20 protein-coding genes are annotated in these 23560 nt (G+C 64.0%); 11 read left to right on the top strand and 9 right to left on the bottom strand.

Annotated features, from left to right (window positions below; translation table 11 throughout):
* Positions 1–127: 127 nt before the first annotated feature.
* Together AC3WJE_RS18725 and AC3WJE_RS18720 are read right to left on the bottom strand one after the other, a co-directional pair.
* On the bottom strand, positions 128–1852 hold the full coding sequence (locus AC3WJE_RS18725; protein ID WP_493732339.1) for an ExeM/NucH family extracellular endonuclease: 1725 nt from the start codon (positions 1850–1852) through the stop codon (positions 128–130).
* Positions 1853–1931: 79 nt separating this feature from the next.
* The gene (locus AC3WJE_RS18720; protein WP_493732338.1) at positions 1932–2450 is read right to left on the bottom strand and encodes a c-type cytochrome; all 519 of its coding nucleotides are present in this window, start codon (positions 2448–2450) and stop codon (positions 1932–1934) included.
* Positions 2451–2740: 290 nt separating this feature from the next.
* On the opposite strand from AC3WJE_RS18720, the gene AC3WJE_RS18715 reads away from it, so the two are divergent.
* From AC3WJE_RS18715 to AC3WJE_RS18700, 4 genes are all read left to right on the top strand, one after another.
* Positions 2741–3385 (top strand): DUF4198 domain-containing protein, encoded by a 645-nt coding sequence (locus AC3WJE_RS18715; RefSeq protein WP_493732337.1) that lies wholly within the window; start codon positions 2741–2743, stop codon positions 3383–3385.
* A gap of 46 nt (positions 3386–3431) precedes the next feature.
* Positions 3432–3770 carry a DUF3649 domain-containing protein gene (locus AC3WJE_RS18710; protein ID WP_493732336.1) on the top strand — a complete coding sequence of 113 codons (339 nt, stop codon included), beginning with the start codon at positions 3432–3434 and terminating at the stop codon, positions 3768–3770.
* 127 nt (positions 3771–3897) lie between these two features.
* Entirely contained in the window at positions 3898–5526 is a 1629-nt protein-coding gene (locus AC3WJE_RS18705) for a PepSY-associated TM helix domain-containing protein (RefSeq protein WP_493732335.1), read from the top strand.
* On the top strand, positions 5523–5855 hold the full coding sequence (locus AC3WJE_RS18700) for a DUF3325 domain-containing protein (RefSeq protein WP_493732334.1): 333 nt from the start codon (positions 5523–5525) through the stop codon (positions 5853–5855). The genes AC3WJE_RS18705 and AC3WJE_RS18700 overlap by 4 nt, the downstream gene beginning before the upstream one ends.
* Positions 5856–5951: 96 nt before the next feature.
* On the opposite strand, the gene AC3WJE_RS18695 is transcribed toward AC3WJE_RS18700, so the two are convergent.
* Positions 5952–6590, bottom strand: a complete 639-nt coding sequence (locus tag AC3WJE_RS18695; RefSeq protein WP_493732333.1) for a TetR/AcrR family transcriptional regulator — start codon at positions 6588–6590, stop codon at positions 5952–5954.
* A 137-nt stretch (positions 6591–6727) separates the two neighbouring features.
* On the opposite strand from AC3WJE_RS18695, the gene AC3WJE_RS18690 reads away from it, so the two are divergent.
* The 4 genes from AC3WJE_RS18690 to AC3WJE_RS18675 all read left to right on the top strand — a co-directional run bounded on the left by AC3WJE_RS18690 (position 6728) and on the right by AC3WJE_RS18675 (position 12215).
* Positions 6728–7891: an isovaleryl-CoA dehydrogenase gene (locus AC3WJE_RS18690; RefSeq protein ID WP_493732332.1), complete on the top strand. Its 1164-nt coding sequence runs from the start codon at positions 6728–6730 to the stop codon at positions 7889–7891.
* 113 nt (positions 7892–8004) lie between these two features.
* On the top strand, positions 8005–9615 hold the full coding sequence (locus AC3WJE_RS18685; RefSeq protein ID WP_493732331.1) for a carboxyl transferase domain-containing protein: 1611 nt from the start codon (positions 8005–8007) through the stop codon (positions 9613–9615).
* A 94-nt stretch (positions 9616–9709) separates the two neighbouring features.
* Positions 9710–11704, top strand: coding sequence for an acetyl/propionyl/methylcrotonyl-CoA carboxylase subunit alpha (locus tag AC3WJE_RS18680; RefSeq protein ID WP_493732330.1), 1995 nt, complete (start codon positions 9710–9712; stop codon positions 11702–11704).
* 175 nt (positions 11705–11879) lie between these two features.
* Entirely contained in the window at positions 11880–12215 is a 336-nt protein-coding gene (locus AC3WJE_RS18675) for an NHLP-related RiPP peptide (protein ID WP_493732329.1), read from the top strand.
* Positions 12216–12240: 25 nt separating this feature from the next.
* Here AC3WJE_RS18675 and AC3WJE_RS18670 read toward each other — a convergent pair whose 3' ends face one another.
* The gene (locus AC3WJE_RS18670) at positions 12241–13425 is read right to left on the bottom strand and encodes a putative peptide maturation dehydrogenase (protein WP_493732341.1); all 1185 of its coding nucleotides are present in this window, start codon (positions 13423–13425) and stop codon (positions 12241–12243) included.
* A 302-nt stretch (positions 13426–13727) separates the two neighbouring features.
* On the opposite strand from AC3WJE_RS18670, the gene AC3WJE_RS18665 reads away from it, so the two are divergent.
* Positions 13728–14036 (top strand): NHLP-related RiPP peptide, encoded by a 309-nt coding sequence (locus AC3WJE_RS18665; RefSeq protein WP_493732328.1) that lies wholly within the window; start codon positions 13728–13730, stop codon positions 14034–14036.
* On the opposite strand, the gene AC3WJE_RS18660 is transcribed toward AC3WJE_RS18665, so the two are convergent.
* The 4 genes from AC3WJE_RS18660 to aceB all read right to left on the bottom strand — a co-directional run bounded on the left by AC3WJE_RS18660 (position 14033) and on the right by aceB (position 21161).
* The gene (locus AC3WJE_RS18660; RefSeq protein ID WP_493732327.1) at positions 14033–16531 is read right to left on the bottom strand and encodes a putative peptide modification system cyclase; all 2499 of its coding nucleotides are present in this window, start codon (positions 16529–16531) and stop codon (positions 14033–14035) included. The two genes, AC3WJE_RS18665 and AC3WJE_RS18660, sit on opposite strands and share 4 nt — an antisense overlap.
* Positions 16532–16555: 24 nt before the next feature.
* Positions 16556–17602: a GGDEF domain-containing protein gene (locus tag AC3WJE_RS18655; protein WP_493732326.1), complete on the bottom strand. Its 1047-nt coding sequence runs from the start codon at positions 17600–17602 to the stop codon at positions 16556–16558.
* Positions 17603–18043: 441 nt separating this feature from the next.
* Positions 18044–19339 carry an isocitrate lyase gene (gene aceA, locus AC3WJE_RS18650; RefSeq protein ID WP_493732325.1) on the bottom strand — a complete coding sequence of 432 codons (1296 nt, stop codon included), beginning with the start codon at positions 19337–19339 and terminating at the stop codon, positions 18044–18046.
* A gap of 151 nt (positions 19340–19490) precedes the next feature.
* Positions 19491–21161 (bottom strand): malate synthase A, encoded by a 1671-nt coding sequence (aceB, locus tag AC3WJE_RS18645; protein ID WP_493732324.1) that lies wholly within the window; start codon positions 21159–21161, stop codon positions 19491–19493.
* A gap of 109 nt (positions 21162–21270) precedes the next feature.
* On the opposite strand from aceB, the gene AC3WJE_RS18640 reads away from it, so the two are divergent.
* Both AC3WJE_RS18640 and AC3WJE_RS18635 read left to right on the top strand, forming a co-directional pair.
* Positions 21271–22239: a LysR family transcriptional regulator gene (locus AC3WJE_RS18640; protein WP_493732323.1), complete on the top strand. Its 969-nt coding sequence runs from the start codon at positions 21271–21273 to the stop codon at positions 22237–22239.
* Positions 22240–22328: 89 nt separating this feature from the next.
* Complete coding sequence (locus AC3WJE_RS18635) at positions 22329–22685, top strand: VOC family protein (protein WP_493732322.1); 357 nt, start codon at positions 22329–22331, stop codon at positions 22683–22685.
* A gap of 101 nt (positions 22686–22786) precedes the next feature.
* Here the strand turns inward: AC3WJE_RS18635 and lepB are convergent, their stop codons facing one another.
* Positions 22787–23413 carry a signal peptidase I gene (gene lepB, locus AC3WJE_RS18630; protein ID WP_493732321.1) on the bottom strand — a complete coding sequence of 209 codons (627 nt, stop codon included), beginning with the start codon at positions 23411–23413 and terminating at the stop codon, positions 22787–22789.
* Positions 23414–23560: the final 147 nt, after the last annotated feature.

Here is a 23560-nt window from a genome sequence, read left to right as displayed (position 1 = left end):
GGCCATCAGTCCCGACGCTTTATCGGTAGCTCGTCGGGACTGATGGCCCGAGGCCACCCGGAGTCCCTCCCACAGAAGATCCACCGCGCCGACCAGCAGGACGGCTCACCGGTTTATCCACCATGAGCTAGAACGAAATCCCAATCACCAGCGGATCGTGGTCCGAACTACGCCACGGCCCCGGCACGTTGCGACCGGCGTAGCCCTGCTCGTCCGCCTCATCGGCATTGACATGCCATTCGGCCGCGCCACGCACGCGCCGGGCCAGCGCCGGGCTTACCAGTGCGTGGTCCAGTCGCCCGCTCAGGCCGTTGTAGACGTAGCTGTAGGGCCGCTCGACACCCACCACCGCGAATGCGTCCTGCCAGCCCTGCGCATGCAGCGCGCGGATCGGATCTTCCATCGCGTAGGCGTTGAAGTCGCCGAGCAGCACCGTGTATCCGGTGCCGGCTCCGGTTGGATCGGTCTGCAGCCACTGCTGCAAGCGCTGCACCGATTCGGTCCGCATCGCGTTCCAGCAGCCTTGCCCGTCACCTTGGTCGGCATCGCGTCCGGTCGCGCCATTGCAGCCCTTGGACTTGAGGTGGTTGGCGACGACCACGAACGCCGGACCGCGCTGCGCCTTGAACGCCTGCGCCAGCGGCACCCGGCTGTAGCGATCGAACGGTTCGCCGGTCAGCGTGGCCGGTTTGCCGACCGGCGTGACCCGGGAGGCGCGATAGATCAATCCGACCCGGATCGCATCGTCGCCGGGACCGCTGCCGGCATCGATGAAACGCCAATCGCCGGCCTTGCCCTGCCCCTCGTTGAGCGCGTCCACCAGCGCGGCAATCGCCGAATCCGGGCCGTAGCCGTCGTTCTCCAGTTCCATCAGTGCGGCCACATCGGCCTGCATCGGCCGGATCGTCGCCACCAGCTTGGCCAGCTGCGCGTGGTATTGCGCCGGCGTGCGTGCACCACGCGGCGTCGGGAAGCCACCGTCATGGCCATCGCCATTGAAGAAATTTTCGAGATTGAACGAGGCGATATGCAGATCGCCGCGCACCTTCGGCGCCGCCGGGCGCTGCGGCCTGGACAGCACCAGCGGCACAGTCACCTGTAGCCGATAACCGCCGTCGTAACGCTGATCGACGATGCCTTCGACACCCGTCACCGTCTCGCCGCTGAGCACCTCCGCACCGGCCGGCAGATACGGCACGGTGGCCGGGTCACGCGCATTGCTGGCGTCGTCCAGCAGCAGCTGTCGACGCGCGTTGTCGGCCTGCAACTGTGCATACGCCGGTGTGCCGGCGACCGCCAGTTCGCTCGGTTGCCAGAGCCGGCCGCCGAACGCCAGCTTCAGCTCGCCGTAACGGCTCAGCCGATCGCTGCCCGCCACCGTCAGCGCTGCCTCGATGCGCACGTGCTCGCCCTCAAGCACCTCCCAGTCCGACGGCGGCGCGTGCAGCACGCGCACCGGCAACGGCTGGTCGCGCGCCAGGATCTCGACCTGCGTGGCCTGCAGCGTGGTCAGCGTCGCATTGCCACCGGCACCGACCTCGGCGACACGGCCGCTGATGCGCAGCCGCGTGCCGGCGGACACGCTGCGATCGATGACGCCGGTGACGAACACACCATCGGAAGTGGCGTCATCGCCATCGCCTTCGTCCTGCACGAACAAGCCTGCCAGGCCCACACGGGTATCGGCGGTCACCACGCCCTCGATCGTGACCTCGCGGCCGTCCAACGGGCTGGAAGCGCCACGGCCCTGGATCTGCCCGATCGGCACCACGCCCTCGGCTGCAGCACAGGAAAAGGCAACGACGGACAGCAGGCCGATCAAGCCGGCGGCAACAGGCAGGCGAGGTGACATCAGGAAGTGGACTCCACATGACGGAAACGAACGCGCCGCCCTGAAGGCGGCGCGCAGGCCAGCCAGCATAACGGCTGGGCTATTTCAGGTTGCCGACCATCCAGTCGACGGTGGCCTTGACCTGTTCCTCGCTCAACGCCGGATTGCCGCCCTTCGGCGGCATGATCCCGCCATCGGGGCCGGTGAAGCCCTCCAGCGCGTGCTTGTAGAGCGTGTCCTTGCCCTGGGCCAGGCGCGCATCCCAATGCGAATGGTCCAGCGTCGGCGCCTTGCCCACCCCGTTGGTGTGGCAGGCGGTGCAGAGGTTGTCGAAGATCGTCTTGCCGTCGGTGCTGCCACCGTAAGCGACCTGCGAGGCCGCCTTGGCCAACGCTGCCGCCTGCGCTGCGGCCTGGGCCGCCACACCGGTGGCGCCGGCATACACCGCACCGCTCGGCGCGATGCGTTGCTCGGTGCGCTTGGCCGCGCTCGGCGAGACCTCGTCGGGAATGGCACGTTGCAGATGCGCCGCCAGGCCGATCAGGCCGAGCGTGATGAGGATCAGCAAGCCGATCACCATCGAGAACTTCTTCAGGAACTCGAGATCGTAATTCCGCACGCGCTCCCCTCCTGGCTGTGGGTCTAAAGGACCTTCGCTACGCCGCCGGAGTATAGAGCAGCCCCCGATTCATCTGGCCGGCCGCATCACAGTGTTCGCGTTGCTGAACACGGCAAGGCGTTTTCCGGGGGAATTTCCACCCGGGCGCATCCGCGCCAGCGGATGCTTTGCGGCACTGCGGCAAGGATTCGTGACTTTGTGCGCCCGCAACAAATGAGTATCATTCCCAATAAATCCGAGTTGCCGCACCGCCACTCGTTCTCTTTTCTTCCTACACAGGAATTCCCGCCATGAAGCGATCGCTGTTGCCGACCCTGTTGCTTGCCTGCCTGAGCATGTCCGCCCAGGCGCACGAAATCTGGATCGAACGCGACGGCGCCGGTCCGGTGCGGGTCTATTTCGGCGAACCGGCCGAGGAAGTGCTCGACCACGGTGAAGACGAGCTCAAGCGCGTGGTCGCGCCGGATATCTTCGGCGCCCACGGCAAAGCCACCGGCATCACCCGCAAGGACGACCATCTGGTCGCGGCGCTGCATGGCGACGGCGACGCCTGGCTGTCCGATGACAAGGTGTTCGAGCCCTGGCAGGGCGAAGGCGGCAAGTACGAGTCGGTGAGCTACTACGCGCGCGCCGGCCGCCAGGACACGACATCGAAGCTGGATTTCGAACTGGTGCCCAAGACTCCCGGTGGCAGCGCGCTGACCGTGCTCTATCGCGGCAAGCCGCTGGCGGACACCGAAGTGACGGTGATCGATCAGCGCAAGTGGACCAAGCAGCTCAAGTCCGACAACCAGGGTCAGGTCACCCTGCCGCAGCTGGCTGATGGCCGTTACATCGTGGTCGCCACCCACAAGGAACCGGTGCAGCGCCAGATCGCCGGCAAGTCGGTCGAGACCATCCACCACATCAGCACGCTGACCTTCCTCGCCGAATGAACAGCGCAGTGCCCACGCGCGCGCGCATGACCGGCACCCGCCGCTGATGTCCGACGCCCCCTCCCCCGCGCTGGCCGGCTCGCTGGCACACCGGTTTATCCACGGGTTGCAACGCCCGTGGCTCGGCGTGCTGTCGCGCAGCTGCGCGGCGATCTTCGGTGGCTACGCACTGGCCAGCGCGACCGCGCTGCTGATGTCGCTGGCACTGCCGATGTCGCGCAGCCAGGCGGTGCTCACCGGCATGATGAGCGGCATTGTTGTATGCGCCTGCGCGGCGCTGTGGGCGTTCGCGGTACGCAGTGCATTCAAAGCGTGGGCCGGCATCGCGGTGCCGGCGCTGTTGATGTTCGGCATCGCCGAACTGCTGCAGCGGGGCGCGGCATGAAAAACCGGCAGGACCGTCGTTTTTCACGGCGCTGCTGCCCGCTAGGTGGCGCACAAGAATCTGCACGGCAGGACAGCCGCTTTGCACGGCGAAGCCGCCCGAAGGGTGGCGCACAGGGATGTGCGCCATGAAACACGGCTTCCGCCAATCGATGGCGTGGCTGCACACCTGGACCGGCCTGCTGGTCGGCTGGTTGCTGCTGCTGATCTTCATGGGCGGCACCAGCAGCTATTACCGGCAGGAAATCAGTCGCTGGATGCGCCCTGAGCTGCCGGTCACGCAGGTCGATGCCGCCACCGCGCTGCGCAGTGCCGAGCACTACCTGCGCGAGCATGCCGGTGATGCGAAGGGCTGGAGCATTACCCTGCCGACGCCGCGCGACCCGGTGATGAGCATGTACTGGCTCAATCCGACGCCACCGGCGAACTCGACAGCCCCGCCGCGTCCGACATACGGCGAGGCCACGGTCGATCCGTCCACCGGCGAGGAGATCCGCGCACGCGACACCATGGGCGGCGACTTCTTCTACCGCCTGCACTTCGACCTGCATTACATCCCGGTGTACTGGGCACGCTACATCGTCGGCTTCTGCGCGATGTTCATGCTGGTGGCGATTATCAGCGGCGTGATCACCCACAAGAAGATCTTCAAGGACTTCTTCACCTTCCGCCCCGGCAAGGGCCAGCGCTCGTGGCTGGATTTCCACAACGTCAGCGCGGTGCTGGCGCTGCCGTACCACGCAATGATCACCTACACCGGCATCGTCACGTTGATGTTCATGTACCTGCCGTGGGGCATCAAGGCGACTTATCCGGAAGGCGAGACGCGTTTCTACGACGAGGCGTTCAACCGTCTCGCCGACACCCGCGAAGCCGCCGGGAAACCGGCAACGACGCTGCCGCTGGAGCGCTTCCTGCAACAGGCACGCCAGCAATGGCACGCCGACGCCGCGATCGGCACCGTGTTCGTCAATCTTCCCGGCGATGCGCATGCCAGCGTCGCGGTGACCCAACGCGCGCAGTCGCTGTCGGTGGATGCGCCCTCGCTGTTGTTCGACGGTGTCTCCGGGCAGTTGCTCCGGCGTGGCGACGATGCAGGCGGCGCGACACAGACACGCGGCGTGATGTATGGCCTGCACATGGCCGAGTTCGCGCGGCCGTTGCTGCGGTTGCTGTTCTTCGGCTCGGGCCTGCTCGGCTGCCTGATGGTCGCCAGCGGCGTGGTGCTGTGGGCGGTGAAGGAGCGGCCCAAGCATCAGAAGGCCGGCCGCATCGGCTTCGGCCTGCGGCTGGTCGACTCGCTCAACATCGGCGCGGTCGCCGGCCTGCCAATTGCGTTCGCCAGCTATTTCTGGGGCAACCGGCTGGTGCCGGTCGGTATCGCAGGGCGTGCCGAGGTCGAAGTCTCGGTGTTCTTCTGGTCCTGGGCCGCTGCGCTGGTCGCGGCCTTCATCTGGCCGAAGCGCGCGATGTGGAGCTGGCAGTTGTATCTGGGCGCTGCACTGTTCGCCGGTGTGCCGGTACTCAACGCGCTGACCACGCATATCCATCTTGGCGTCACCTTGCCCGCCGGGGACTGGGCGCTGGCCGGCGTGGATCTGGTCACCTTGTTCATCGGCCTGTGTCTGGGCGTGGCCGGCTGGCGGATGCAGCACTGGCAGCCACCGCTGTCGGCCGCGGAGCGGCGCGCCAAGGCCGGCGCCGCACCAGCACGCGCGACCAAGGCCACGCTGCCCGTGCAGGAGAGTGCCTCGTGATCTGGCTTGCGCTCGCGCTCAGCTACTCCGGTTTCAGCGCGCTGTGTCTGACGATGGAGAAGCACCAGCTCGAGCTGTACGGCAAGGACAAAGCCAGCCCGCAGCGGATGCGCACGTTGCGCGTGTTGGGTTGGCTGCTGCTGGTCGTGGCGTTCGGACTGTGTGTAGCCGCGCGCGGCTGGGCGATCGGTCCGGTTCAATGGCTCGGCGCGCTCACCGCGGGCGCGGTGGTGCTGGCGCTGTGGCTGCTGCCGTATCGGCCGAAGGCGATTGTGCCGGCCGCTCTGGCCGCTCCAGTCGTCGGACTCGTGTTGGCCGCTTTTATGTAGGAGCGGCTCTGGGTGGCCATCGGGCCATTAGCCGCGATGGGGCCTTCTCGATAAAGCCCATCGCGGCTAATGGCCCGAGGCCACCCAGAGCCGCTCCTACGGTTTCTTGCGTGCACGCTGGCGGGCTTCGCGCGCACCCACCGCACGCAGGCAGAACCCGCAGATCGCCTCGACCAGCCATTCGCCATCGCGCGGGCTGGTGCGCGTCGGTGCGATCGGCCCGACCAAGGCCTCGGTGAACGCGCCGACGATGCAGGCCGCGCCGACATCCAGATCCTGCTCGGGGAACTCGCCCGACGCGACGCCAGCAGCCAGCAGATCGCGGAACACCTCGCCGAACAGGCGGCGACCGCGGATACGCTCGGCCTCGACTTCCGGCTCGGTCGGCTCGGCGATGAACGCGTAGGCCAGTCCCGGCCCCGCCAACGCACGTCGTACGAACGACTCGATCGCCTGGCGCAGCCGCGCCTGCGCCGTGCCCTCACCGGTGGCGATCTCACGCAGCAGCGCCACCTCGTGCGTGACCGCCTCGTTGAGCACCTCGACGAACAGCTCCGCCTTGGACGGGAAATACCGGTAGATCTGCCCGGTCGATACCCCGGCCGCCTCCGCGACTGCCGTCACCGGCGCGTTGCGATAGCCACCGCCGGCGACCAGCTTGCGTGCCGCCAGCAGGATCCGCTCGCGATTGCCGGCGAGGCGCTCTTCCATCAGTGCTGAGCGTTTGTAGACCATGGAGTGATTCTATATTCAATTTTTGAATTTGTGTTCACTTTTTGAAGATAACCGAGTAGGCTGGCTGAAAACGCCCGTGCTGGCGGCCCATGCCGCCACTCCCCACCCGGAGCGTTCCGTCTTTGCGGAGTCGCCCCATGCATGTGCCAGCCCTGAACTTCGATCTGGGCGAAGAGATCGACCTGCTGCGCGAAAGCGTGGCCCACTTTGCCGCACGCGAGATTGCCCCGCGCGCGGCCCAGGCCGACCACGACAACGTGTTCCCCTCCGCACTGTGGCGCCTGCTCGGCGAGCAGGGCCTGCTCGGCATGACGGTCGAGGAGGAATTCGGCGGCAGCGGCATGGGCTACCTCGCCCATGTGGTGGCGATGGAGGAGATCTCGCGCGCCTGCGGCGCGATCGGCCTGTCCTACGGTGCGCATTCCAATCTGTGCATGAACCAGCTGCGCAAGAATGGCAGCGCCGAGCAGAAGCAACGCTATCTGCCACGCCTGTGCAGCGGCGAGCACGTCGGCGCGCTGGCGATGAGCGAGCCCGGTGCCGGTTCGGACGTGGTGTCGATGAAGCTGCGCGCCGAGCACCGTGGCGATCGCTACGTGCTCAACGGCAACAAGATGTGGATCACCAATGGCCCGGAAGCCGACGTGCTGGTGGTCTACGCCAAGACCGATCCGGGCGCCGGCGCACGCGGCATCACCGCCTTCATCGTCGAGAGGGGCTTCAAGGGGTTTTCCACCGCGCAGAAGCTCGACAAGCTCGGCATGCGCGGCTCCAACACCTGCGAACTGGTGTTCGTCGACTGCGAGGTGCCCGCCGAGAACGTGCTTGGCGAAGTCGGCGGCGGCGTGCGCGTGCTGATGTCCGGACTGGACTACGAACGCGTGGTGCTGGCCGGCGGGCCGCTCGGGCTGATGTCCGCCGCACTCGACGTGGTGCTGCCCTACGTGCATGAGCGCCACCAGTTCGATGCACCGATCGGCAGCTTCCAGTTGATCCAGGCCAAGCTGGCGGACATGTACGTCGGCCTCAACGCGTGTCGCGCCTACGTGTACGCGGTCGCGCGCGCCTGCGACGCCGGCCACACCACACGCCGCGATGCCGCGGGCGCGATCCTCTACGCCGCCGAGAAAGCGACCTGGGCCACCGGTCAGGCGATCCAGATCCTCGGCGGCAACGGCTATATCAATGAGTATCCGACCGGCCGACTGTGGCGCGACGCCAAGCTCTACGAGATCGGCGCCGGCACCTCGGAAATCCGCCGGATGCTGATCGGCCGCGAGCTGTTCGCGCGGACGATGTAAGTGATGTGCAAGCGCCATCCAACGCGACAACCTGTGGGAGGGGCTTCAGCCCCGACGCTTTCCGGGGTGTCCGCAGTCGGGGCTGAAGCCTCTTCCACTAGGAATCCGGTGTCGTGACCCTGCTGACCACCCAACTGCAAACCGGTAGCGAAACCTTCCAGGCCAACGCCACCGCACTGCGCGCTCTGGTCGAGGACCTTCGCGCCACGCTCGCCCGCACCGCCCTCGGCGGCAGCGAAGCCGCGCGTGCCAAGCACACCGCGCGCGGCAAATTGCTGGTGCGCGAGCGCATCGATGCCCTGCTCGATCCCGGCAGCCCCTTCCTGGAAATCGCCGCGCTCGCCGCGCACGGCATGTACGACGATGCGGTGCCTTGCGCCGGTGTGGTTGCAGGGATCGGTCGTGTCTCCGGCGTGGAGTGCGTGATCGTCGCCAACGATGCCACGGTCAAGGGCGGCACCTATTACCCGATCACGGTGAAGAAGCATCTGCGTGCGCAGGAAATCGCGCAGCAGAATCGTCTGCCATGCATCTACCTGGTGGATTCCGGCGGTGCGTTCCTGCCGATGCAGGACGAGGTGTTTCCCGATCGCGATCACTTCGGCCGCATCTTCTACAACCAGGCCAACCTGTCGGCGCAGGGCATCCCGCAGATCGCCTGCGTGATGGGCTCGTGCACCGCCGGCGGTGCCTACGTGCCGGCGATGAGCGATGAGACCGTGATCGTGCGCGAACAGGGCACGATCTTCCTCGCCGGCCCGCCGCTGGTGAAAGCAGCGACCGGCGAAGTGGTCACCGCCGAAGAGCTCGGCGGCGCCGACGTGCACACGCGCATCTCCGGCGTGGCCGATCACTACGCCGACAACGACTTGCAGGCGCTGGCCCGCGTACGCGCGATCGTCGCCCAGCTCAACTGGCGCAAGCCGCCGCATGCACAGGCACTGCAACCGCCGGAGGAACCGCGTTATCCGGCGCAGGAGTTGTACGGGGTGATCCCCACCGACACACGCAAGCCGTTCGACGTGCGCGAGGTCATCATGCGTCTGGTCGATGGCTCGCGTTTCGACGAGTTCAAGCCGCGCTACGGCGCCACGCTGGTGACCGGCTTCGCGCACCTGCATGGCTACCCGGTCGGCATCATCGCCAACAACGGCATCCTGTTTTCCGAAGCCGCACTGAAAGGCGCGCACTTCATCGAGCTGTGCTGCCAGCGCGGCATCCCGCTGGTGTTCCTGCAGAACATCACCGGCTTCATGGTCGGCAAGAAGTACGAACACGGCGGTATCGCCAAGGACGGCGCCAAGCTGGTGATGGCGGTGGCGTGCGCGCGCGTGCCGAAGTTCACCGTGATGATCGGCGGCAGCTTCGGCGCCGGCAACTACGGCATGTGCGGACGCGCCTACTCGCCGCACTTCCTGTGGATGTGGCCGAACGCGCGCATCGGCGTGATGGGCGGCGAGCAGGCCGCGAGCGTGCTCGCCACCGTGCGCCGCGATGGTATCGAGGCTGGCGGCGGGCAATGGCCGGCCGAGGAGGAAGACGCGTTCAAAGCGCCGATCCGCGCGCAGTTCGAGCGGCAAGGTCATCCCTATTACGCCAGCGCCCGCCTCTGGGACGACGGCGTGATCGACCCGGCCGACACCCGCCGCGTGCTCGCGCTCGGTTTGTCCGCCGCGCTCAATGCTCCTGCGCAGGAAACACGCTTCGGCGTGTTCCGCATGTAACCCGTAGGAGCGGCGTCAGCCGCGATGAGGCTTTCCCGGTAAAACCCATCGCGGCTGGCGCCGCTCCTACACCTCGCTGCAACTGGTGGATTCCATGGCAACCCATCTCTTCAACAAAATCCTGATCGCCAACCGCGGCGAGATCGCCTGCCGCGTGATCACCACCTGCCGACGCCTGGGCATCGCCACCGTCGCGGTGTACTCCGACGCCGACCGCGACGCGCGCCACGTGCGACTGGCCGACGAAGCCATCCATATCGGCCCCGCGCCCGCCGCAGAAAGCTATTTGCGCGGCGATACCATCCTCGCTGCCGCGCATGCCACCGGCGCGCAGGCGATCCATCCCGGCTACGGCTTTCTCTCGGAAAACGCTGATTTCGCCGAGGCTTGCGCAGCGGCCGGCGTCATCTTCATCGGCCCGCCACCACAGGCGATCCGTGCGATGGGCGACAAGAGCGCCGCCAAAGCACTGATGCAGCGCGCTGGCGTGCCACTGACGCCGGGGTATCACGGCGAGCGTCAGGATGCCGAGTTCCTGCGCGAGCAGGCCGATGCCATCGGCTACCCGGTGCTGATCAAGGCCAGTGCCGGTGGCGGCGGCAAGGGCATGCGCAAGGTCGAGTCGAGCGGGGACTTCATCGCCGCACTCGCCAGCTGCCAGCGCGAAGCACAGAACGCCTTCGGCAATGCCCATGTGCTGGTCGAAAAGTATGTCGAACGTCCACGCCACATCGAGATGCAGGTGTTCGGCGACACGCACGGCAACGTGATCCATCTGTTCGAGCGCGATTGCTCGGTACAGCGCCGTCACCAGAAGGTACTGGAGGAAGCCCCCGCCCCCGGCATGACACCCGAACGGCGCGCCGCGATGGGCACCGCCGCCATCGACGCCGCACGCGCGGTTGGTTATGTCGGCGCCGGCACCGTGGAGTTCATCGCCGCGCCGGATGGCACGTTCTATTTCATGGAAATGAACACCCGGCTGCAGGTCGAGCACCCGGTGACCGAAATGATCACCGGCACCGATCTGGTCGAATGGCAACTGCGCGTCGCGGCCGGCGCGCCGCTGCCCCTGCAGCAGGATCAACTGACGATCCACGGCCACGCGATCGAAGCCCGCCTGTATGCCGAGGATGCCGATCGCGGATTCCTGCCTTCCACCGGCAGCCTGCGCCACCTGCGCCTGCCCGAGCCCGGTCCGCACGTACGCGTGGACACCGGCGTCGAGCAAGGCGATGCGATCACCCCGTACTACGACCCGATGATCGCCAAGCTGATCGTATGGGATGTGGATCGCGATGCGGCGCTGCGGCGGATGCGCAGTGCGCTGGCGCAATGCGAGATCGGCGGCGTGACCACCAATGTTGCATTCCTGGCGCGGTTGACGGCCACCGAGTCCTTCGCAAAAGCAAAACTGGACACCGCACTGATCGAGCGCGAGCACGCCTCGTTGTTTCCCGACAATGCCGTACTGGATGACACCGCCTGGTTACTCGCCGCACTCGCCACCCAGGCGCTGCGTCCAGCCGCCACAGCAGAACCCGCCGACCCGCATTCGCCCTGGGCGCAATCCAATGACTGGCGCCTGGGCGCACCGACACGGCAACGGATCGAACTGGAACACAGGGAACAACGGCGCGAAGTCGGGCTACAGCGACAGGGCGACGGCTGGGATGTCACATTGGGCGAACGTCACGACCATGCCCACGCACAGGGCGACGGCGAACTGCTGCGAATCAACCTCGCTGGTCGCCAATGGTCACTACGGGCCTGGCGCGACGGTTCACGTCTGCAGCTGTTCGGGCAGGATGACGGTCATCCATTCCTTATCCACGACGCCATCGCCGAAGCCGACCAGCCACCGGTCGAGCAAGGCGGCCTCGGCGCACCGATGCCCGGCCGCGTGATCGCCTTGCCCGTCATACCAGGCACCCACGTCACCCGCGGCCAGCCGCTGGTGGTGCTGGAAGCGATGAAGATGGAGCACAGCCTCAATGCGCCGGCTGATGGCGTACTCAAGGCTTATCGCGTGGTTGAAGGCGAGCTGGTGAGTGAGGGGGCGGTGCTGGTGGAGTTTGAAACGGAATGAGGGCAGGAGAAACCCCGCTCAGGAGCTTCCACATTGCCTTGCCTGGATGTGCGTGCTATCTCAGCGCTGCGGTAACGACGCGCTCATGCCTAAGCCCGTTGGCCATAGCCACGACTCCGGCATGGGGATGGGCGCCCTGATTCTTCCATCGCCAGTACAACAGGAGCAGTCAGCCATGCCTACACTGAAGATCGAACCCCTTGTCGCCACGCGACTGATCGATCGACTCGCAACAGATGATGCTTTTCGCGAGCGCTTCGCGAGCGACACTGCCGCCGCATTGCACGAGGTCGGACACGTGGCCGATGTGGCGGAGCTGGATGCCTTTCTCAAGCGTTGTTACTGCAATGTGACCCTCGCCGATAAGGCTTCAATCATGGCAGCGCGTGAAGATATTCGTAGGATGTTGACGCGGGGGACAAACTACAGCGTTCCGGCACTCGATGCGAACAACGTCACCGAACGCTACTTGCAATCGGATGTCAGCGCCGACAGGGATTGGGCAGCTTGAATCCGCGTGATCTGGGCCTGATTCCTCAGGCCCAGATCTTACTGGCAGGATCCAGTTCGGCGGTGGTCATCACGTTGGCGCGCCAGCCAAAACCACAGACTGCCAGTGCTCCCTGAGTGACAGAATCCAGCCCAAACGCACGCTCCAGGTGCTTCTCGTTGATGGCACCGGTGATAAAGGCACCCAATCCCAGATCGGTGGCCGACAGATAGAGCGTCTGCGAGATATGTCCGGCCTCCAACGTAACCACACGATAGCCCTTGGCGTGCTGACGGTACTTCCAGAACGTGCGGTCAAAGCGCGGTGCCAACACGATCAGAACGTGGGCATCGCGGAACCAGTGCTGTTGCGCGACAGCGTTCATCACGAACTCGCTCAACTCGCCTTCCGGAGCCGGTAGCGCTTCCAGTGCATGAACATCGGCGCGATAGTGATACAGACCAGGCGCCAACCCTTCGACGTTCTGCACGATCAGATAGGCCTCCATCGGATGCAGGCCACCACCGGAGGGCACGTTCTTCTTCAGGAACACCATGTCCTCAGTCACCTCGACCTTCGTCTGCGCGGCCAAGGCACGCTCGATAATCTTGGAGAACGTGGCCAGCGGCACCGGGCGCGACACATCGAAGTTGCGGCAGGTGACACGGCGATGCATGAGATCGTCGAAGTCGTTGTGTGGCACTTCCGGCAGGCGGATCAGCGCCTCGTCTTCCGACACAAGACGCTTGGCTTCAGCCGGGGGCACACCGAGCACCTGACGCATCTCCAGCGCGGTCTCGGTACCAGAGTCCTTCATGTTCTTCACCGCATCGACTTCGTCCCAGCGGGTGAAGGCATGCAGCACAGCCCCTACCGGATGCCAGTAGGCCGAGCGTAGACGCCCGTCACGCTCGCGATGAACATCAAGGATGCCTTGCTCAGTCGTTACCAATAAACCACTGGCGAGTAACGTATCAACAGTGACACGGTCAGCATCAAGCTCTTCGAATGCCATCCAACGTGACGGACTGACCTGACCTAATACCTCTCGTTGCGCCGCATCGACTTCAATTGGCTCATCAAGATGCGGTGCCAAAGCTCGCCACATCAAGGTCCGACGCAATCCATCGCCGCCAACCAGTAAACTTTCAAAGTCAAAGTCGAGCGTCTCAAGCGGCTCCATAAAAAGTACTTCGCAACGGCGAATCAAGGCACTTGTTTGTGGGTGCATAAAGACCTGGGGGTGATGGGCTGGATGATTCATTATTTTGTACAAGTAGACTGCCAGACCTATGCACATACAAGCATCAAGACATACCACCACCTTCCTGAAGCTTAGAGGACGATGGAATTTAACCCGATTCATCCTCATCATGCCTCAAGAACGAAGGCGTTTGCTTAGTCTGCCTGACTTGACCAACCATATCGTTGCAATCACTTGGAACAAACAGTGAGTTATGCTCTGAAGGCGTCGTTCAATGTAGCGACCGCTTTAAGCAATGCAATATTCATTCCAATCAATCAGGGGAATCTATGACCCAGCCCACCAACGACAATGTCCCGCTCGACTTAGCTCAAGCGCTGAGATTGCTGGACCTTCTTGCCGACAATGATGACTTCCGCAATGCCTTCCAGGAAGATCCCGCCGAGGCCATGCGCACGCAGGGCTTTCCGGTTTCTGGCACAGGGGCATGCCTAGTCACCACGACGCTTGCATCAAAGGAAGAGATCAGCGCAGCAAAGGAGGCGCTTGCGGAATTTCTGATTTCGGCTGCCGCCTTCCAGAACCCCCATTGCTTTGAAGCTGGGCAGGTTCAGAATTATCTTCGCGCTACCGATTAATCATATATTTCTTTTTTTTTGGGGGCGCCGGCAGAAGATGCATCCGAAACATTCAGTACTTGAAACACGTAACTGCCGGCCACCTCAGCATAAGCTTGGCCTATTTTCTCCTTAAGAAGTTCGTTCTGTTTTTCCACTCCATTAATGTCACCTGCGGCGGCCAAGGCATCGCGGAGAGCTACGCGTGCTTGGAAAATCCTTGGTGCACCTGGTCCACTGAGCATTTGAATAGCCGTCTTGGGCTTGCCAAGTAACCGTTGCTGACTAGCCTCAATGATAGTGGCGAGTTGTAGAGCAATATCAGAGCCTCCTTCGTTCGATGAAGGTCGTAATGCTGGAAGATATTCAGATGCTACCTGAGAATCTCCAAGGCGCTGCAGCAAATAAACAGCGTAAAGTGCGAAGACTCGGTATTCAATCCAGTCTGGGGTATTCCGAGCCATCACCTTAGTCTCCACTTCATGCAAATAATCATAAAGCCTCCGGCGAACCACTTCCCGATCCTCTCCTTTTATCTCGGAAGATATTTCAATAATTCGGAAATCTTGATTTATAAGATTGGAGTCTTCACTCACCGAATCCGCATATTCCCTGGCGATTTCTGCAGCTTTTCTCCAATTGTCGCCATGCATAGCTAAACCAGCTCGCGCCACCGCTGCACTTGCAGTTTTAACGCTGATGCTACGCTCGACGATCTCATTGGCTTCCTTCAATTGGCCACTTGCTGCAACCGCCGATGCTAGCCCGAGCGTGGATGAAATTCCCATCTCGGCATCGGCTTTACGGAAATTTTGTATAGATACAGAAAATTTCCCCTGGCCCAGCTGCGCACGCGCAAGCTGATCCAGTGCAAGCCCGTTGAGAGGGTTCTTTGCAGATACCGCAGCCATTGAATACCGTTCTGCCTCAGCGTAGTCACCGGCTACCAGTGCTAACCAACCGTAATTGGCCGAAGCTGGATAAAAGTCCGGGTACAGTTCCGCCAGTGTCTTCCAGCGCTGCGCCGCTTCGCCTAACTGCAAGTCCATGACTTGCGCCTTCCAAGCCCGGAGATAAAGCAAATCTCGCTTTGGCAGGCGAGAAGAAAGCATCAGCGCTTGTTCAAGTTCCAGATTCGCATTTGTATTGTCTGCATGTCTTATATGCACTCGCATCATTCCGGCGTGTGCAAGCGCAAAGCTAGGATCCAATTCCAAGGCTTGTTTGAAATAACGAAGACTTGAGGACAATTCACCTTTTGCGTAGGAAGCCTCGCCCAATGCATAGGCCTTTAAGGCGTCCAAACTGGCCGTTGCTACTTGCGGCAGCGGAGAGCTCATTTGTGAGGCGGAAGCTAGAGGTTCGCCGAACCCAAGCCTTAGCGACCGTACAACCTCGTCTACTGAAGGCAATACCGAATCAAGACCTCGACCATCATGATGAGTTGCAAAAACTGTGTTCCCGCTGCTCGGCTCCACGACTTCTACGCTGACACGAACTTTGCCGCCAACCTCGGTAACCGATGGTAGAAAAACAAAGCGAATACCTTCTCGCTGCGCGACCTCCATGGCATTTTCGCGATTGAGTCCTTCGCTGGGGCTTCTTTGCATCAAAGCAAGCAACTGCCTTGCTTTTAGATCGCCCAGTACATTCACATATCGCGATTGCTCCAAACTGATCCGAAAGGCTTGTTGTAACGAGTCATCCAGTAACGAGTTGCCGGTTAGATTGCGCACATCTCCTACTACCACCCAATCCCGCTCGGCGAAAGCGATCGCCGGTTCCGGTCGCATCGCAATCCAGACCCCGATACCGATGACAGCTGCCAGCACCACTTCGGCTACCAACGCCGCAGGTCGGCGCCACAGCGGCAGGTCGCGCCAAGCCTTCGCCGAGCTTCTGGGCGAGCGTAGCGGCGTGAGGCCGGCCTCGCCTACTTCGTAGATTTCCTGTGCGGTCGGCACGCCTTTGAAACGCCAGCGGCCGTGCGATTTCCATAGCAGGCGATCGCCGCGTTCGCCCAGTTCGCGGGAGGCGCGGTGGGTCAGCGATTCGGCTACGGCCGAGAGCAGGATCTGACCGGGGCGGGCCAGGGTCATCAGTCGGGCGGCCATCGGCTTGGCCAGGCCTTCCACTTCCAACGGCTTGGCGCCGATGCTGACGGCCTCGTCGCTGTTGCGCCAGGTCAGCACTTCGCCGACGTGCAGGCCGGCGCGCGCCTGCAGCTTGAGCTTGCGCGTCTTGCCCAGTTCCTGCAGGCCGCGCGCATAGTCGAGTGCGAAGCCCAGGCCGTCGATCGGGCGTTCGAACAGCAGCAGCAGACCGTCGGAGCGGTCGATCAGTCGCGCCCGCCATTCGCGCTGCAGGATCAGCACCATGTGGTCGTGTTCGCGGAACAGTTCGGCGGCGAGGCTATCGCCGAGTTTCTCCACCAGCTCGGTGGAATCGCACAGGTCGGTCAGCAGCAGGGTGCGCAACCGGGGGGCTTCGAGCTGGGGTTGGTGAGCATCGTTCATGGCCGAGTCCCCAGGCGCTACACGTCAGCTGGCCGCGACCGGCACGCTTTCCACGCCATGCAGGCGATTTCCGCCCAGGCGCTTGGCTTCGTAGAGCGCGTTGTCGGCGCGCGCATACCATTCGTTCCAGCCACCGGCGCCGTCGAGCAGGCTGATGCCGATGCTGACCGAGCAGATGTGCGGTATCTCGCCGGTACGCTCCAGCTCGGCATGCACGCGCGCGACCACGCGCTCGCCGATCTGGCGAAGCTGCTGTGCATCATCGACGTTGACGAACACGCAGAACTCGTCGCCGCCGAGGCGGCAGGCCAGGTCGTTCTCGTGCATCACCGAGCGCAGCACCTGCGCGATGTTCTGCAGCACGCGATCGCCGGTGATGTGGCCGTACTCGTCGTTGACGTGCTTGAAGCGGTCGCAGTCGACCAGCAGCAGGCCGAAACCGGGTTGGCGGCCACTGCGGCGGCATTCCTGCAGGTGCAGGGCCAGGCCGCGGCGGTTGTGCAGGCCGGTCAGTTCGTCGGTGCGCACCAGCTCTTCGGTCTGGTTGAGCTGGTGCGAGGTCGCGTGCAGGCTGTCCAGCGCCTGCTCCAGGTCGTGGTTGCGACGTCGCAACTGACGGATCAGCAGCTGTTCGTTGTTGACCACGCGCAGGATCGTGCGGCGGAGAAAGTGCGCGATCAGCGCCGGATCGAAATCGACCAGCCGCTGGAAATCGCGATGATCCAGTTCGATCAGGCGCGAGGCGGTCGCGGCCACGGCATCGGCGCTGCGGGCGTGGTTGCCGATCAGCAGGCCCAGCTCGCCGAAGAACTCCCCGGAGCTGAGGTGTTTGACGATCAGGTCTTCGCCGAAGTCGAGGTCGATCTCGCCTTGCAGGCACACATACATCTGGGTCTGGATCTCGCCACGACGAAAGATGACGTCGCCCGCGCGAAACTCACACTCACGTCCGAACCTGGCGAACAACGCCAATTCGTCAGCGGTCAACACCGCATGCAAGGCATTCGGCAGCTTGTCGACAATATGGCCGGTAAGGTCAGCCGACCCCGGCACCGCGCTATCGCACGTCATCCCCGTCATCCCGCGGCTGGCGAAGACTGCCAGTCAGTCCTTGATCATAGCAGTTGAAACCCCTGTCCACCCGGGCGTCACATTTAATCTCAGAATTAAATGAGACTCATTGCCGTGGTGGATTCTCGACGATCGTAGCGCCGGCGATGGAACAGAAACGGGGTCCTCCTCTCATTAAAGTCTTAGAGGTTCGGCAAATGGGTCCGGGCGTATCAAGATCGAATGAGGCTTGCCGGGGCCTGATCAGCGCCGAGTGTCAGCAATCAAAGCCCCTCTCCCGCGTGCGGGAGAGGGGTTGGGGTGAGGGCACGGGGCGAAGCCCTGCGATGTTTCAACTGCACGAGGCTTCGCCCGTACCCCTCCCTCATCCGCCCCCTGGGGGCACCTCGCTCCGCGCCCCGGCCCGCAGGCGGGAGAAGGATTGGGCGAAGCAACTTCGGCTCAGGCGGCCTTGTCTCCGTGGAACTGCTCTTCCTCGGTCGAGCCTTTCAGCGCGGTGGTCGAGGACTGGCCCTGCTGGATCGCCTGGGTAACGGCGTCGAAGTAGCCGGTGCCGACCTCGCGCTGGTGCTTGACTGCGGTGAAGCCCTTGTCGGCGGCGGCGAACTCGGCCTCCTGCAGCTCGACGAAGGCGCTCATCTGGCGGCGGGCATAGCCGTGGGCCAGGTTGAACATCGAGTAGTTCAGGCTGTGGAAGCCGGCCAGGGTGATGAACTGGAACTTGTAGCCGTAGGAGGCGATCTCCTTCTGGAACTTGGCGATGGTGGCGTCGTCCAGGTTCTTCTTCCAGTTGAAGCTCGGCGAGCAGTTGTAGGCCAGCAGCTTGCCCGGGAACTTGGCGTGGATGGCCTCGGCGAACTTGCGCGCGAACGCCAGGTCCGGCTTGCCGGTCTCGCACCAGATCAGGTCGGCGTAGGGCGCGTAGGCCAGGCCGCGGCTGATCGCCTGGTCCAGGCCGTTGCGGGTGCGGTAGAAGCCTTCGACGGTACGCTCGCCGGTGGTATGCGAGCGGTCGTTGGCGTCGATGTCGGAGGTCACCAGATCGGCGGCCTCGGCGTCGGTGCGGGCGACCAGGATCGTCGGCACGTTCATGACGTCGGCGGCCAGGCGCGCGGCGTTGAGTTTCTCGATCGCCTCGCGGGTCGGCACCAGCACCTTGCCGCCCATGTGGCCGCACTTCTTGACCGAGGCCAGCTGGTCTTCGAAATGCACGCCGGCGGCGCCGGCTTCGATCATCGCCTTCATCAGTTCGAAGGCGTTGAGCACGCCGCCGAAACCGGCCTCGGCATCGGCGACGATCGGCTGCAGGAAGTCGATCTCGTCCTTGCCCTCGGCGTGGTGCAATTGGTCGGCACGCAGCAGGGTGTTGTTGATGCGCTTGACCACCGCCGGCACCGAGTCGGCCGGGTACAGCGACTGGTCGGGGTACATCTGCCCGGCCAGGTTGGCGTCGGCGGCGACCTGCCAGCCGGACAGATAGATCGCGTTGAGGCCGGCCTTGACCTGCTGCATCGCCTGGTTGCCGGTCAACGCGCCGAGCGCGTTGACGAAGTCCTTTTCATGCAGGTAGCGCCACAGCTTCTCGGCGCCCAGGCGCGCTAGCGAATGCTCGACGTGGACGGTGCCGCGCAGGCGCACGACGTCCTCGGCGCTGTAGTTGCGGGTGATGCCGGTCCAGCGCGGGTTGGTGTCCCAGTCGTGCTGGATCTCGGTGGCGGTGGGCAGCTTGGTGGTCATGTGTGTACTCCGTTGGATGGGGTGCTGCGCTTCTTTTGCTCGTCATTCCCGCGAAAGCGGGAATCCAGGGACGTCGATGTCGATGTCGGAACCTGGAGGGCAAAAAGCAAAGTCCATGGATTCCCGCTTTCGCGGGAATGACGGGATGAAATCAATCAATCAGCCGATAAGCCGGCAACGTCAGGAAATCGACCAGCTCGTCAGCACGGCTCAGCCGATCCAGCAGCGCGATCGCTTCACCGATCCGCGTCGCGCCGGGCAGGCCGGTCTGGCTGCCCAGGCGGGTCGGCAAGCTGTGCAGCGTCGTCGCCAGCAGCGGCAGGTCGATCGCGGTGCCGTCGTCCAGGTGCTGACCTGACGTATGCAGCCACTGCCAGAGCTGCGAGCGGCTGATCTCGGCGGTGGCGGCGTCCTCCATCAGGTTGTGGATCGGCACGCAGCCGTTGCCGTCCAGCCACGCCGCCAGATAGCGCACGCAGACTTCGACGTTGCCTTCGAAGCCGGCGCGGCTGATCGTGCCCACGCTCGGTGCGATCAGGATGTCGCGATCGGCCTGCACGTCGTTGCGCAGCACCTGGTGCTGGTTCGGCGTCGGCATGTGCTCGTCGAAGATCGCCTTCGCCACCGGGATCAGCGCCGGATGCGCGACCCAGGTGCCATCGTGGCCGGCGGTCACTTCGCGCAGCTTGTCGGCGCGCACCCGCGCCATCGCCTGCTCGTTGGCGGCCTCGTCGTGGTTGATCGGGATCTGCGCGGCCATGCCGCCCATCGCGTGGGCGCCACGACGGTGGCAGGTCTTGATCAGCAGTTCCGAATAGGCCTTCAGGAACGGCTGGGTCATCGTCACCTGGCCACGCTCGGGCAGCACGCGGTCGGCATGGCGACGGAAGGTCTTGAGGTAGGAAAAGATGTAGTCCCAACGACCGCAGTTCAGGCCGACGATGCGGTCGCGCAGGACGTACAGGATCTCGTCCATCTCGAACACCGCCGGCAACGTCTCGATCAGCACGGTGACCTTCATCTGCCCGTGCGGCAGGCCCAGCATCGCCTCGATGTGCGACAGCGCGCTTTCCCACAGCGCCGCCTCTTCCATCGACTGCAGCTTGGGCAGGTAGAAGTACGGGCCGCGATCCTTGGACATCAGCGCGCGGGCGTTGTGGAAGGCGAACAGCGCCGCGTCGAACAGGCCGCCACCGATCGGCTGGCCATCGATCAGCACGTGCTTCTCGTCCAGGTGCCAGCCGCGCGGGCGCACGATCAGCACCGCCTGCTCCTCGAACGGCCGCAGCGCGTAGTGCTTGGTCGGCGTTTCGAAACTCAGGTCGCCGCGCACCGCGCCGATCAGCGCGCGCTGGCCGGCCAGCAGGTTCTTCCAGGTCGGCGAGGTCGAGTCCTCGAAATCGGCCATGAACACCTTGGCGCCGGAGTTCAGCGCGTTGATGACCATCTTCGGGTCGGTCGGGCCGGTGATCTCGACGCGGCGGTCCTGCAATGCGGCCGGCAGTGGGGCGACGCGCCAGTCGCCGGCGCGGATCGCGGCGGTGTCGCTGCGGAAGTCGGGCAACCCGCCGCGGTCGAAGAACGCCTGCCGCTCACGGCGCGCGGCCAACCGGGCCTGCCGTTCCGGCTCGATCGCCCGGTGCAGCGACACCAGCAACCCCACGGCGGCGGCCGGAAGCAGTTCGGACTGGCCGACGACCTGGGTGGTCAGGGTCAGGCCGGGGGTCGCGCGCTCGATGGGTTCGGGACGGATGGAAGAGACCGCCGATATGGATGTGCGGTGGTCCTGCGGGGGACTCGCCAAAGAAGCGGTGGCGGACATGGTGGTTTCCTGCGCTGGCTGCGGGGGTGCCACCATCTCGCCGTGCGATGTATTTGACAAAACAGTTTTGTCAATGATTTATATAAAACTGGCTTATATTGATAACGCCATGACCACCAAGACCGACGCAAGTCCGCGTTTTTCCTACAAATCCGACCGCCTCAAGCCGCTGCGGGCGTTCTGCCAGACGGTGCGGCTGGGCTCGGTTTCGCGTGCGGCGGAGGCACTTTTCGTCAGCCAGCCGGCGGTGACGCTGCAATTGCAGGCGCTGGAGCGTGAGCTGGGAGTGGTCCTGTTCGAGCGGGTCGGCCGCCGCCTGACCCCCACCCGCGAGGGCCAGTTGCTGTACGAAATGGCGCAGCCGCTGGTCGAAAGCTTGGACGGGCTGGAGGCCAGCTTCCGCGACAAGGTGAAGGGCCTGGATGCCGGCGAACTCAACATCGCCGCCAACAGCTCGACGATCCTGTACCTGCTGCCGAAGATCGTGGAGAACTTCCGCGCGCGCCATCCGGACGTGCGCCTGACCCTGCACAACGCGATCAGCGCCGACGGCACCGAGCTGCTGCGCGAGGACGCGGTCGATCTGGCGGTCGGCTCGATGCTCGACGTGCCGGCCGACCTCAGCTACGCCCCGGTGTACCGCTTCGAGCAGGTGCTGATCACGCCGCCCGACCATCCGCTGGCCGGCAAGCCACGCCTGACTTTGCAGGACCTCTCGCCCTATCCGCTGATCCTGCCGCCCAAGCGCCAGGTCACCTATCGATTGGTGGATCTGGTGTTCCAGCAGAACCGCGTGCCGTACACGGTGGCGCTGGAAGTCGGCGGCTGGGAGGTGATCAAGCAGTACGTGGCGATGGGCATGGGCATCTCGATCGTCACCGCGATCTGCCTGACCGAGGCCGACCGCGACAAGCTGGCGATGCGCTCGCTGAAGGACTGGTTCCCGACCCGCAGCTACGGTGTGGTGGTGCGCAAGGGCAAGTTCCTGTCACCGCAGGCGCGCGCTTTCATTGAGCTGATCCAGCCTGATCTGTTTGCACCGCGCAGCTATGACGAGAGTGGGCCGTCGGAGCGGTGATTGGCGTCGTGCGTTCAACCGGCTTTTTTCACATGCCAGCACGTGGTGAGATCACGATACTGGTGGCGTCATCCTACCGGACATCACGCATGACTCAGCCCCGCCCCGACGCGCACCATCGCATCGACTATCTGGAATACGCCGTCGCCTCGATTGCCAAGTCCAAGCGTTTCTTCGGTGACGCCTTTGGCTGGAGTTTTCAGGATTACGGCCCGGACTACTGCGAGTTCCGCGATGGCCGTTTGAGCGGCGGCTTTTTCCACGGCGTGCCGCAGCCGGGCGGGCCGCTGGTGGTGCTGTATTCAGACGATCTTGTCGCGACCCAAACTTCGGTCGAGCGCGCAGGTGGACGTCTCACGCATGAGGTGTTCGACTTCCCAGGCGGACGTCGTTTTCAGTTCGCCGATCCGGATGGTTATGCGTGGGCGGTGTGGTCGCAGGGGTGAGGGTGTCAATGGGCACGGGCCTCCGGTGCTTCCTATCGTCATCCCCGCGAAAGCGGGGATGACGGGTCTGGAGGATGGCTACCTCACGTCAGACTGCGCCCTTACAGCCGCGCCCACTCCAATCCTTCACCACTGCGGTAATAAACCGCCAGCGCCTTACCATAGATCCGATCGGCATCGACGAAGCCGAAGAAGCGACCGTCGAAGCTGTTGCCGCGATGGTCACCCAACACCAGTACCTTGCCCGGCGGCACCACCACATCGGTCAGGTCCGGACCACCGCCGTCGTCCAGGTCCAGTTGCGCGGTGCGCTCGCCGAAGCGCTCGCTCAAGCCGCTCTGATCAGCCGCCAGCGGCTCGCCATTGATGTACAGATGCCCTACGCGCACATCGACGCGATCGCCAGCCACGGCGACCACGCGCTTGATCAAGCGGGTGCCGTCGTGCGGAGAATCGAATATGGCAACGTCGCCGCGTTGCGGCCGGCCGCGCGCGATCACGACGCGTTCGGTGAACGGCAGGCGCAGGCCATACGCACTCATGTCCACCGCCACGCGATCGCCCGGCTGCAGCGTCGGCTGCATCGAGCCGCTGGGCACGTAGTAGTGGTTGGCGAAGGAGGAGCGCGCGGCGGTCATCAGCAGGATCATCACCGCCAGCGGCAAGGCCTCGCGGCGCAACCAATGGCGGATCTTGTGCCAGCGATTCGGTTGTTCGGATGTGTGCATGGCCGGCTCCGACGTGGTGTTCGTCGCAGCATCGATCAGGCCCATGCCTGCGGCCAGTGACGATCGTCATGACCCGCGCAGACAGAAACGGGATGGCGTTGAGCGCCATCCCGTCTGTTTCACAGCGCCCGCACTGGCGGGCGCTAT

The organism is Pseudomonas sp. GW821-FHT07E12, assembly GCF_058986605.1.
This window is presented reverse-complemented; position numbering and strand designations above follow the sequence as displayed.